Source organism: Flavobacterium sp. 28YEA47A, assembly GCF_041262125.1.
In the GTDB taxonomy this organism is placed as follows: Bacteria; Bacteroidota; Bacteroidia; order Flavobacteriales; family Flavobacteriaceae; genus Flavobacterium.
On record NZ_JBGCCI010000003.1, the window covers coordinates 157,086 to 169,575 of the forward strand.

The window sequence follows — 12,490 nt, forward strand, 5'->3', positions numbered from 1 at the left end:
ATAAAAAACCAGACATCACTGCCTGGTTTCTCATCTTAACTAAACTACTAATTATCTAAACAATTATTATTATCTCCCTCTAATTGGTAAAGCGTTGTGACTTGTTGTGGTGTCAATGCTTTTTTATAGACTCTCAAATCATCAACAAATCCTTGGAAGTTTCTTCCTATAAAATAATCCTGAACCTGCATGTTTATAAATATATTGGGTACATTCTTTGTATCAGTCAGGACACCATCTCTATAAAGTTTTAGATTATGGCTCATTACATCGCTAGCAATCTCAGCCGTTACAACTATATGATGCCAATTAGTTGTGTCAGTCCATAAACTTTGATTACTCGTCCATGAATAGTCCCAAAGTCCACCACCACCATTCGGGACAAAAAACATAGGTGCGTTCATGTCATATACTCCTACTCCAAATCCAGCCGGATAGTAATCTACTCCATCTGATTTTTCAAATATGCGCTCATAATCTCCCTCCACAGTATTTTGCATCCTAAACCATACACTGATTGTCATATTTCCTGCAAAATTTCGATTTATCGTACTAAGCGTAAGAAAGTTTGTTCTGTTGAATGAAATAGCACTATTTGCATTACCACTCCTATCAGTCACGAATACAGGTGGAGTTCCTGAAGTTGCAAGTTCCATTCGGATCAGGTCTCGAGCTTCATTAGCAAAAGGCATATAAATAACCAGATCATTGGTTAATATATTAGGATTTGGGCATTGGTTATTAACACAATCCTGAATAGCTCCAATCATTTCAATATTGTTTCGGATGGTAACCTGATTGCCTTCCCTATTTGTTATGGTAATCGGATAGTCAACTGCATAAAATTCAGTAGCATTCAAATTGAATAACAGAAGGAAAAATTCCATATCATTATGAATTATATAGGTATGTGCCAATTGGAAATTACTGTTGTATCCAAAAACCCGTATTGGGTAATGAATGGAAACACATGAAATATTTCTCTGCTCCGGTTCAGGTTCCTGACATGATTCTTTTAAGGCATTGAGTTGTGCTTCATTCTGAACAGCAACTTCGCTATAATCCGGATATACAATCGTAATCGGGAATACAAAATCAACATAGTCCTGATCGGTGTCTGTTACTTCAAAAATATCGCTTACCAAATGATAATCGTTTTCTGTATTGATGGTTACCGACTGGCTATTTACAATCAAATTGACCGGCAATTTCACACTAAAGCAACTTGTGCTGTCAATTACGTTATCGTCTGCTGTCGCATTCATCGCTACTCTTTTCATCAGTCCCGTCAATGGTGCTGTCTTACTTAGCGTTTCTTCATTTTGATGTGTCTCGTTTTCTTCATCCTGACAAGAGACAACAAAAATGGCAATACAAATACAGCTCAACACTAAAATCGATTGTAAAACTTTTTTCATATTCATAATTATTGGTTTATTGGTTTTGCTATAAAACAAGCAATGTCAAAAATACCCTACCAGATGAAACTTCTTTTTTTTAATTAAAGTCTATATTTGGAAAAACTTAAAAATAAAGAAATATAAAAGTAGGGTTTTTATCAACTTGACTGTTATAGGTTAGGAACTGTCTTTAACTGTATGGAAGAAATAAAAAAAATTGCGGGTATCTGCGAAGAAATTATCTTTTCGGATTTCTTTCGTTCACACGCAAAAACCTTACGGAATTATCTATTGTATAAGTTTGGCAATGAAGAACAGGCAAATGATATTTGTCAGGACGCTTTTGTAAAACTTTGGGAAAATTGTTCCAATGTACCATTAGGCAAAGCAATGTCATTTCTTTATACGGTTGCCAATAATGCGACACTAAACCAGATTGCACATCAAAAAGTAGTCTTTAGCTATGCAAAAAAAGAAAGTCCTTCGCAGCATACTAACGAAAGTCCTGAATTTATTTTAGAAGAAGAACAATTTAAAAAGAAATTAGAACGTGCCATCCAAAACCTGAGCGAAGGTCAAAGAACAGCTTTCCTTTTGAATCGGATTGATGGCAAAAAATACAGTGAAATTGCAGCAATGCTCGACATTAGCGTCAAGGCTGTAGAAAAAAGAATTCATGGAGCCCTGGTTTCTTTACGACAGGAAATTGAAAATATAAAGTAGGGTTTTGAGGCAATTATCTGTTTTTTAATAAAAAAGCAATGGAAAATAATTTTGATTTGGCGAAATGGCTTGCCGGAGAAATGACAGGAAGCGAATTGGAGGCTTTTGAAAAATCGCCCGAATTTGAGACCTATCAAAAAATAAAAACCTATTCCGGCAGTATGGAAGCCCCTGTTTTTGATACTGAATCATCCTATCAAAACGTCATAAAGCAAGCAAAAAAAGAACCGGTACGAAAGCAAAACTACTGGTTTATAAAACTCGTTGCCGCAACTATCGTAATCAGTTTGGGAACAGTGTTCTATTCAAAAAATAAGACCACTACTCAATATGCTGAGGCCGGACAAAAAACAACTTTTCTGCTTCCAGACCATTCAGAAATTGTACTGAATTCTGATTCAAAAATCAAATACAAAAAGTGGAAATGGAAAAGCAATCGAAACTTACAGCTGGAAGGAGAAGCCTTTTTTAAAGTTGCCAAAGGCGAAACGTTTGACGTCAACACCAGTCTTGGAAAAGTAACGGTTGTGGGCACACAATTCAATGTCAAGTCCCGAAATCAAAATTTTGAAGTGGCTTGTTACAAAGGAAAAGTAAAAGTTGCTTTCGGAAACAAAAGCATTCTATTAGAAAAAGGTAACAGCGTTACGGTACAAAATGGAACGATAACAGCCCGAATGCCTTTGGGCGCTGAAAAACCGGGCTGGCTTTTGAATGAGATAAAATTTGACAACAGTACTTTAAATCAAGTCTTAAGCGAAATCCAGCGTCAATACGGTATCGAAATTGAGCATTCTCAAATCAATTCCGGACAGTATTTTACAGGATCAGTCCCATCAGACAATATTGATACGGCTATGGTTATTATTAGCAAGGCTTATCATTTGGGTTATACAAAAACATCAGACAAAAAGATTATTCTGAAAAGAGAATGAAGAAAATAATCTCGCGATTATTATTGTTTCTATTTTTATTTTTCGCGGACCAATCGATCCTGGCTCAAGAAGAAAGCCCCGTTGTACCCTTAAAAGAAATTCTTGCCAACTTATCCAAACAGTATAAAATCCAGTTTAATTTTCTCGAAGATGAAGTAAAATATGTCTCAGTTACTCGACCTTCATCCGAGTTGGATTTATCCGAAAAATTAAAATATTTAAGTAATCAGACTGGTTTGACTTTTGAAATCATAAACAGCCGATATGTTGTCATTACTTCACAAAAGGCAATAGCTGGTATACATGATTCTATTAAAGGCCTTCCTATCCTACTTAAAGAAACTGTTATTGAAAAATATTTGGCAAGCGGCATTTCCAAAACTGTAGAAGGAAACCTGATTATAAAACCTAAAAAATTCGGAATATTACCGGGACTGACGGAAGCAGATGTCTTGCAAACGATGCAACAGGTTCCGGGAATTTACAGTGCTGACGAGACGGTTTCCAACATCAACGTAAGGAGCGGAACACACGACCAGAACCTGTTTCTGTGGAATGGAATCCGAATGTTTCAAACCGGACATTTTTTCGGATTGATTTCTGCTTTTAATCCGTCACTTTCGCAAAAAATAACCATTTCAAAGAATGGCACTTCTGCCTTTTATGGAGAAAGTGTTTCCAGTGTCATTGATATCTCTTCTTTTCCTGAACATATTGAAAATACAGCTTCCAGCATCAGTTCCAACCTGATTGGAGCACAGTTCAATTCTAAAATAAAAATTTCTGACAATTCCAGTTTTCAGGTTTCCGGCAGGCGTTCTTTCACAGATTGGGCCAATTCTCCAACCTACCAGAAATATTACAATCGTGTTTTTCAAAATACGATCGTTACCAATATTGAAAACAGTGAAATTTCCAATTATCATACTGATGAGAAATTTTATTTTTATGATTTTTCAGCCCAATACCAACACAAAATAAGTTCTCGTACTAAAGCTACAGCTGCCTTCATAGGAATCAACAATTCTTTGGATCTCGACCAGAAAATGACTTCTGAAGGAATTCTTAGAACCCGAAACAGCAATTTGAGCCAGCAAAATTTTGGAGGTGCAGTTTCCTTGAAAACCGCATGGAATGACAACAATTTTAGCAAGATAAGCGGTTATGTTTCGTATTACAATCTCAATTCGAGGAATGAAGCTGTTGAAAACAACCAGACTTTAGTACAGCAGAATACGGTTACTGATATGGGATTTCGATTAGAAAACAGTCATCTACTAAATTCAGATATAATTTTAAATACGGGTTACCAATACAATGAAATTGGAGTACGGAATTTTGAAAACATTGACAATCCCGGGTTTTCAAGAAGCATAAAGGAAGTACTACGATCGCATTCCTTGATTTCAGAAGCAGAAATGTATTATCTTGACGGGAATCTTTTTATAAAGCCAGGCTTGCGATTTAATTATATTGAAGAATTAGAAAAATATATTTTTGAACCTCGCCTGCAATTTAACTACAAGCTCAATCAGGAAATAAGTGTTGAAGTTCTGGGTGAGCAAAAAAGCCAAACAGCATCACAGGTTATTGACCAACAGCAAGATTTTCTGGGTCTTGAAAAAAGACGCTGGATCTTGGCAGATGACCGTTCCATCCCAATACAAAAAAGCCGACAGGTTTCTATCGGATTTACATACAACACTTCAGAATGGCTGATTTCATTAGATAATTTTTATAAAAAAGTAACCGGAATTATGACAGGCAGCCAGGCTTTCCAGAATCAGTTGGAATTTATAAAAATCAATGGCAATTATACGGTATTGGGCTCTGAGCTTTTGGTCCAGAAAAATTTTGACCGTTTTTATTCCTGGATCAGCTATAACCTGAGCAGCAGCGAATATTATTTTGATTCATTTATACCTTCTCAGTTTACTAATAATTTCCAGATTATCCACAGTATCAATTGGGCAGGAATCTATGATTGGAACAATCTTAAGATAGCGTTGGGCACTAAATGGCATTCCGGAAGACCTGAAACCACACCAGCAACAAATCTTTTAGATCTTAGTAATCCGGCAAAACCCGAAATTCATTATAATTTTCCAAACAATAAAAACCTGAGTGATTATTTTCAGGTGAATTTTTCGGCATCCTATTGCTGGAATTGGAGTCCAAAAAATCAATTGGAATTGGGTATTTCTGTTCTCAACGTATTAAACAAAAAGAACACAATCAGTCGTTATTATAGAGTAAATAACAGCAATAATGCTGTCGAAAGCGTTAATACCTATTCGTTAGAAAGAACGCCTAATATCGCTGTAAAATTCAATTTTTAATAGTAACCAAAAAAGCCGGTCTTTTCAGACCGGCTTTTTATATTATTGCGTATTTTTTTCAAAAGTCAGATAATCTGTTCCGCCATTTCCTCCACTCACATCAACAAGCCTGATTTTGGTTGAAGTTCTCTCCAGAATATCCCAATCGTCCGTTAGATCTGCAAAAGCTACTGGCGTTGTAAAAGCAATATTGAAGTCAATATCACTTCCCGGATTGTCATCATTACTGTTGTCATGCATTACGCTCCAGACACCTTGGTAGGTATTTGTTCCGTTTGTAGCCGTCAATACACTGCTGGCTCCAAATGTAAAATTATAATTTGTAAAATTATTAGTTTTATTAGTTCCGCTATCAATATAGCTAGTAATTTTCCAGGTTCCTGAACTTACCGTACTGACAACTTCCTGTACAGTTACACTTGGTGATGAATTGCCATCATCATCTGAGCTGCAGGCAGTTGAAAAAAATAAAACTCCGGCAAGCGCTGCAAAAATTAGTTTCTTTTTCATAATTGGTTTTTTTATAGTTTAAAATTCGATTAATTAACATTACTACAACGTTTTTCTTTATTTTTTATTATAATTTAAGATAAAATATAAAGAAACACCAAATAACAAAAGAAACAAATAATCAATTACAACCTTTCCAGCTCTACGTCTTTGAGAAAATAGTTGTTTTCAAAGAGGCAGAGTTATAAAGTAAAATCGAAATATTTTTTATCCGTAAATATTAAAACTGGAAATAGATAAAAGGCTGAGGACCTGCTGTTGCAGTTGCATAAACTATCCAATAGACAAAACCTAAAATTATGGCTTTCCCAATCAATGGTGTCTTGTCAAAAGCAAGTTTCATATTTCGGGTAATGCCTTCCGGAAGGAAATGCCAGATATAGCCTACCAACATCAAAAGGAATACATTTTTGTAGCCTTGTATAATGATTTGCCACTGCTTCGGATCAAAAGTAAGCTGTCCAATATTATTGACTATCTGTAAAGCCGTATCAAAATCTTTTGCCCTGAAAAACAGCCAGCAGAAAACAACAAAATGGAATGTCAAAAGCACAGAGAAGAATCTCCAGATATAGCTAAATGCATTCTTTTCCCCATCTTTTTTTGAAGGAAAGAATTCCAAAAATATCTTGTGTACCGCCAAAGCAACACCATGCAAAGCGCCCCAAATAATAAAACGCAAGCTGGCTCCATGCCATAGTCCTCCAAGAAGCATTGTAGTCAAAAGATTCACATTGGTAAACATTGTTTTTTCTCTATCTTTTGACAGTATAAAGGTAAGACTGAAAAGCACCAATGAAGAAACTGCAATAATCAGCGGAATATGGCTGACTGTAGAATAGCTAATTCCCCAAACTACCAATCCGAAGAAAAACAGTGCCGGGAATAAAAACCCTGCAAAAGAACCGTTACGGTTTCCTCCAATTGAGATATAAAGGAAATCTTTCAACCAGGTAGAAAGCGAAATATGCCACCTTCTCCAAAATTCGGTTATAGAAGCTGATTTATACGGAGTCCTAAAGTTGGTTGGCAGTTTGAACCCGAGCAACAATGCTACTCCGATTGCCATATCTGAATATCCGGAAAAATCACAGTAAATCTGAATGGCATAGCCATAGGAAGCCATCAGGTTTTCAAATGCCGTATAGCTTGTTGGCGCATCAAAAACACGATCAACAAAGTTAATCGAGATATAATCAGAGATTACCGTTTTTTTGATAAGTCCGCCAATCAAAAGAAACAAGGCAGCATTGACATCTTCTTTTGTAAGATTCAGCTTTTGGTAAATCTGTGGCAAGAAATCTTTAGCTCGCACAATAGGCCCTGCGACCAATTGCGGGAAAAATGACACAAAAAACAGGTATTCTACATAATTGTTTGTTGGGACAATTTCCTTTCTGTAAATCTCAATAATATAACTTATTGACTGGAATGTATAGAATGAAATCCCGACAGGCAATAGTATGTCATGGAACGCCAGATGTCCGCTAAACATATCGTTATAGGTACCAATCAGGAAGTTGGTATATTTAAAATAGCCTAAAAGTCCTAAATTTAAAATAACACTGAGCCAAATATAAAACTTACGCCAGCCTTCTCGGTTTTCCTTATAAATGACGCCACTGAGATTATAATCGACGACGGAGGACAAGATTAGTAAAAGGAAATAAATCCCGCTTGACTTGTAATAAAAGAAAAGCGAAAACAGGATGACATATACCAACCTTAAATAAAAAGTTTTTCTAAGGAATGCATAAACCAGATAAAAAATCAGGAACATCCCCAAAAACAATCCCGTATTAAAAAGCAATGGTTCTTTTTTATTGTAAATAAACCAGCCCTGCACCTGTTCTATAGTAATCGCTCCGAAGGTTTGAATAAACCAGTCATTTATGCTGTTGATCGTCATTAATTCTCTGTGCCCGATTTAAAATTAGTGTATGCTTTCAGAAATGCTTCCGACAAAAGATTTCCCTGTTTTTCATAACCTGCTTTGGAATAATGAACTCTATCTCCCGACATAAGTCCTTTTGCCGCATTGCGTTCAACGCCATACAAGCCTCCAAACTGGGAATACAAATCCCATACTGCAAAGCCTTTTTCTTCTGCCGATTTCAGGATATTTTCTGAATAATCGGCTGCAAATGTATTTGGAAATTTCCTTTTAAACAAGGAAGGCGGCGGTGTTGAAACCAGTACCGGTGCATTTATATTTTGTGCTTTTAAATTTTCCAAAAACAAGTTAAGCTGTACCATATATTCTGAAGAAACAGTCTTGTCAAAAGTTTCATTTGTACCCAAGGAAAGAACAATAATATCCGGCTGTAATGCTTTCATTTGCTCAAAAAACAACGGATATTTGTTGTAATCCGAAAATTTGGCTCCGTTTACACCGATACTGCTGTAAATGATTCCGGGATTGTTATTTTCCAATACCAGTCCATTCAATGCAAACTCTGAAGCCTGCGGATCAGGAATAAGATAAATTTTGCTCAAAGGTGTATTGGTCGTATAATAATGCGTCAGCTGATTGGCCTGCATATCCAAAGGAATGAATTCTGAGCGTGATATGGATTTTTGCTGCATTTCATTCGTAGGAATCTTGAGCGTTTTTCCGGCACGGATATTATTCGATTTTAAATTGTTTGCTTTTTTCAATTGGGCTACGGAGATATCATATTTCTCTGCAATAATCGAAATGGCTTCTCCTTTTTTAATTTTATGCATAATCTTTTTAGGAACGCTCGATTCCATTATGATCGTTTTTGATGCCGTTGCAACATCAAACATATCTTTATTTTTAGGAGTGATTATCTTAATCGTATTGAAACCGTAAGAACTGTCTTTTACATTAATCTCAATAGCAAAATCCTTGGCCTTTGTCCAAAGTCCAATACCGCTCAAGCCTACCGGATTTCCGATAGCAGGATAAATATTCCGATAGCTTTCCCAGGTTCTGTTAGACGAAAACCGCTCGTTATAAGATCCGTTTGTCTTTGCCAGGCTATACGGAAAAATAAATCCTCTTCCTCCATTTCCAAATTCGCCCTGCAACTTTTTTCGGATTACATTAGTCATCAGATCGGCCTGAATATGCGAATCACCAATATGAACAATGTTGATCTTACCTGATTTTTGCTGCTGGTTGAGGCTTAATTTTTCAAAAAATGGCTTTAAAGCCTTGGTATTATGAAAATGGTTGTCAGGAATAATGATGGTTTCCGTCGTATCAATTACCGCAACAGTATCAATTTCAACAAATATAGAATCTGTCACCTGCGCACGCATATTGACACCCGCTACCAAAAAAAGCAGGATTATAAATAATTTTAGCTTATGCATCGACGCTATCCTTTTTTGTTACGGTTGAATCAGGAGCTTTCTTTTCAGCCGGCTTTCTTTTTTGTCTCAAAGTCTTATACTTTTCATATCCTTGGTTCAGCTGCTCATATAACAGTCCTGCTATCTTTTTAGCTCCTCTATGATTGAAGTGTGTATAATCTTTGTTTGCTTTTGCAGGTTCTTCTTCAACCCATTTTACCATAGACCCGTCACCGCCCATTAGCGTATACAGATTGACAAATCCGGATTGGGTTTTTAAAGCATATCTTTTCTGAGCAACAGTCAATGGAACAACCGCAGAATCCGTTTTCATCTCCAAATCGTATTTTGTACCCTTATCTGCTGTAGAAACAATCAGTATAGCAACACCCGGAAAGCATTCTTTCAAATGGTTAACCGTTTTAGTCATACTCCTGTCATACCAAGTATAATCTTTTGTTCCGTAGTTCAGTACATTCGTTCCATAGTGCAATACGATCAGGTCATAGCCTAATTTGCTGTTAAACGCCTGCATCACGGCTGGATTAAATGTCGAAATAGGCAATCCGGAATTTCCTCTTTGGGAGAAGTTATCGACATGAACTCCTTTTCCATCGTCAAAATTAAAACCGAATATCGGAATAGAATCGGCCTTTATAAAATCGGCCTTAAAACCTTTGATGCTGTTAGAAGAAACCTTTAGTGTATTCACCAAATTATTTGGCGTAAGGCTTTTTACGATAGTGTCTTTCCCTATAATTACATCCAATTTTCCATGAAGATTAGACGATCTGCCATAAAAAAGTGTAGGATTATCAAGCATGGTTGCAAATCTTGCCGTATTGGCTTTAAATCGCACCCATTCTATGTGTGCCGTATCATTAGCAAAAAATACGTGTCCGTTAACTCCAAAAGGGCTTCTCGGATTCTTGACATTTAAATAGGACTGGGTTTTCCAGTTTCCTGAATATTGGTGTGTAATCGAGCCTCTTGAAGCTGCCGATTCAGAAGTTATGGAAACAAAACCAACACCTTGCCCGCCAAATCTTGCCTGATAGTCGGCTCTTAAATCCTGAACAATCATATCGCCATCTGTCATGGAATCGCCAAAATAAGCAATTCTCACATTTTCAGACTCCGGATTTGTTTCCAACTGGTATAGCTTTTCATAAAATGAAATCAGGTATTGGTAGCCTTTGTAATCTTCAAATTTTTCATCAGGAAAAGTAATTCCTAATGTCGGATCAAAGACAATCTTTGCATTTACCAAGGTATCCTTTGCCGTTGATTTGACATCTTTTGCAACCGCATCCAGAAGCATACTGTCAATCAGCACGTTTTTTGAATTGGGAGCGCTTTCTGAAAAAATTTTCTTTGGCAAAAACTGCTTAAAGCCAATAAAAGCTACAGTAGCCAGAAGCACAATTGCAAATGATTGAAAGAAATAATAATTCGTTTTCACTTATTGATTATAGTTTATTCATTACATTCTTTCAGGAACTTCAATCCCCAAAAGGTTAAACGCCGATGCAATAATATCGGCTACTTTTTTCGACAACTGGACGCGGAAAATCTTTTCCGTCATATTATCAGAACCCAAAATTGGAACCGCCTGATAGAACGAATTGTATTCACGAACCAGTTCATACGTATAATTCGCAATCAAAGCCGGACTGAAATTTTGAGCCGCATTTTGGATTACTTCCGGAAATGCTTCCATTTGCTTCAGCAATTCTTTTTCTTTTTCGTGCAGTGCAATCGCAACTACAGCTCCTGAATAATCAAAGTCAGCTTTTCTGATGATAGACTGAATTCTCGCGTAAGTATATTGGATAAACGGCCCTGTATTTCCTGCGAAATCAACCGATTCTTCAGGGTTAAACAGGATACGTTTTTTAGGATCTACTTTTAATATATAATATTTCAAGGCACCCAATCCGATAGTCTTGTACAGTTTGGCTTTTTCTTCTTCAGAATAATGATCCAACTTACCCAATTCTTCAGAAATGGTTTTGGCTGTTTCAGCCATATCCTCCATCAAATCATCTGCGTCAACAACAGTTCCTTCACGGCTTTTCATTTTTCCTGAAGGCAGATCCACCATCCCGTAAGACAGATGGAAAAGATGCTGTGCCCAGTCGTATCCGAGTTTTTTCAAAATCAGAAACAAGACTTTAAAGTGATAGTCCTGCTCATTCCCAACCGTATACACCATACCTCCTACATCCGGGAAGTCTTTTGAACGCTGAACGGCTGTCCCAATATCCTGCGTCATATAAACCGAAGTTCCGTCAGAACGAAGAACCAGTTTTTCATCCAAACCGTCTTCCGTCAAATCAATCCAAACCGAACCGTCAGGCTTTTTGTAAAAAACGCCCTTTTCAAGTCCCTGTTCAATTATATCTTTTCCTAATAAATAGGTATTGCTTTCGTAATAGTAAGAATCAAAATCAACTCCAAGATTGGTATAAGTTTCGGCAAATCCGGCATATACCCATTGGTTCATCATTCTCCAAAGATTCATTACCTGTTCATCGCCGGCTTCCCATTTTTGAAGCATTTCCTGAGCCTCCAAAATAATAGGTGCTTGTTTTTTGGCTTCCTCTTCTGATTTGCCTTGCTGTATCAATTCGTTAATTTGACTTTTATAGGCTTTATCAAATTCCACATAATATTTTCCAACCAGCTTATCGCCTTTCAATCCGGAAGTTTCAGGAGTTTCATTGTTTCCAAATTTTTCCCAGGCCAACATCGATTTGCAGATATGGATTCCTCTGTCGTTAATAATCTGGGTTTTGTATACTTTTTTTCCAGAAGCTTTAATAATTTCAGCTACTGAATATCCCAAAAGATTGTTACGGACGTGGCCCAAATGCAACGGCTTGTTGGTGTTTGGAGACGAATATTCTACCAAAATTGCTTTTTCATTTTCCACCGGAGCTACAAAGCCAAAATTCTTTTCTGATCTTGTCTTTTCAAAGAAATCAAGATAGTAGCTGTCCGAAATCACAATATTTAGAAATCCGGAAACTACATTGAATTTTTCAACCTCAGCAACATTTTCAACCAAATAGGTTCCTATTTTGTTTCCAAGTTCTACCGGATTACTTTTGATAAGCCTAAGCAACGGGAAAATCACCATAGTGATATCACCTTCGAATTCCCTCCGTGTTGCCTGAAATTCTATTTTATCAATAGTAACTCCAAACAAAGCCGAAACGGCTTTTTCAATCTGTGGTGTAAGAATTTGAGATAATGTCAT

The 12,490-nt window shown here is 36.7% G+C and carries 9 protein-coding genes; 3 read left to right on the plus strand and 6 right to left on the minus strand.

Annotated elements, in window-relative coordinates:
- Positions 1-47 precede the first annotated feature (47 nt).
- Positions 48-1,418 carry a LamG domain-containing protein gene (locus ABH942_RS05185; RefSeq protein WP_370029918.1) on the minus strand — a complete coding sequence of 457 codons (1,371 nt, stop codon included), beginning with the start codon at positions 1,416-1,418 and terminating at the stop codon, positions 48-50.
- Positions 1,419-1,598: 180 nt separating this feature from the next.
- Here ABH942_RS05185 and ABH942_RS05190 point away from each other — a divergent pair, with 180 nt between their 5' ends.
- From ABH942_RS05190 to ABH942_RS05200, 3 genes are read left to right on the plus strand one after another with little or no spacing between them, the layout of a single operon-like run.
- Positions 1,599-2,123, plus strand: a complete 525-nt coding sequence (locus ABH942_RS05190; RefSeq protein WP_370029919.1) for an RNA polymerase sigma factor — start codon at positions 1,599-1,601, stop codon at positions 2,121-2,123.
- 38 nt (positions 2,124-2,161) lie between these two features.
- Positions 2,162-3,058: a FecR family protein gene (locus ABH942_RS05195; protein ID WP_370029920.1), complete on the plus strand. Its 897-nt coding sequence runs from the start codon at positions 2,162-2,164 to the stop codon at positions 3,056-3,058.
- Positions 3,055-5,397 (plus strand): TonB-dependent receptor plug domain-containing protein, encoded by a 2,343-nt coding sequence (locus ABH942_RS05200; protein ID WP_370029921.1) that lies wholly within the window; start codon positions 3,055-3,057, stop codon positions 5,395-5,397. Before ABH942_RS05195 ends, ABH942_RS05200 begins: the two co-directional genes overlap by 4 nt.
- A gap of 42 nt (positions 5,398-5,439) precedes the next feature.
- Here ABH942_RS05200 and ABH942_RS05205 read toward each other — a convergent pair whose 3' ends face one another.
- The 5 genes from ABH942_RS05205 to argS all read right to left on the minus strand — a co-directional run bounded on the left by ABH942_RS05205 (position 5,440) and on the right by argS (position 12,490).
- Entirely contained in the window at positions 5,440-5,907 is a 468-nt protein-coding gene (locus ABH942_RS05205) for a hypothetical protein (RefSeq protein ID WP_370029922.1), read from the minus strand.
- Between the two features lie 220 nt (positions 5,908-6,127).
- Positions 6,128-7,816, minus strand: a complete 1,689-nt coding sequence (locus tag ABH942_RS05210; RefSeq protein WP_370029923.1) for an MBOAT family protein — start codon at positions 7,814-7,816, stop codon at positions 6,128-6,130.
- Entirely contained in the window at positions 7,816-9,249 is a 1,434-nt protein-coding gene (locus ABH942_RS05215; RefSeq protein WP_370029924.1) for a GDSL-type esterase/lipase family protein, read from the minus strand. The genes ABH942_RS05210 and ABH942_RS05215 overlap by 1 nt, the downstream gene beginning before the upstream one ends.
- Positions 9,242-10,690: an SGNH/GDSL hydrolase family protein gene (locus tag ABH942_RS05220; RefSeq protein WP_370029925.1), complete on the minus strand. Its 1,449-nt coding sequence runs from the start codon at positions 10,688-10,690 to the stop codon at positions 9,242-9,244. Before ABH942_RS05220 ends, ABH942_RS05215 begins: the two co-directional genes overlap by 8 nt.
- A gap of 21 nt (positions 10,691-10,711) precedes the next feature.
- Positions 10,712-12,490, minus strand: coding sequence for an arginine--tRNA ligase (gene argS, locus ABH942_RS05225; RefSeq protein WP_370029926.1), 1,779 nt, complete (start codon positions 12,488-12,490; stop codon positions 10,712-10,714).

Bases quoted from the DNA above. Each gene is read 5' to 3' on its own strand.
- ABH942_RS05200 (WP_370029921.1), top strand. From the start codon at position 3,055: ATGAAGAAAATAATCTCGCGATTATTATTGTTTCTATTTTTATTTTTC.
- ABH942_RS05205 (WP_370029922.1), bottom strand. From the start codon at position 5,907: ATGAAAAAGAAACTAATTTTTGCAGCGCTTGCCGGAGTTTTATTTTTT.
- ABH942_RS05210 (WP_370029923.1), bottom strand. From the start codon at position 7,816: ATGACGATCAACAGCATAAATGACTGGTTTATTCAAACCTTCGGAGCG.
- ABH942_RS05185 (WP_370029918.1), bottom strand. From the start codon at position 1,418: ATGAAAAAAGTTTTACAATCGATTTTAGTGTTGAGCTGTATTTGTATT.
- ABH942_RS05190 (WP_370029919.1), top strand. From the start codon at position 1,599: ATGGAAGAAATAAAAAAAATTGCGGGTATCTGCGAAGAAATTATCTTT.
- ABH942_RS05215 (WP_370029924.1), bottom strand. From the start codon at position 9,249: ATGCATAAGCTAAAATTATTTATAATCCTGCTTTTTTTGGTAGCGGGT.
- argS (WP_370029926.1), bottom strand. From the start codon at position 12,490: ATGACATTATCTCAAATTCTTACACCACAGATTGAAAAAGCCGTTTCG.
- ABH942_RS05195 (WP_370029920.1), top strand. From the start codon at position 2,162: ATGGAAAATAATTTTGATTTGGCGAAATGGCTTGCCGGAGAAATGACA.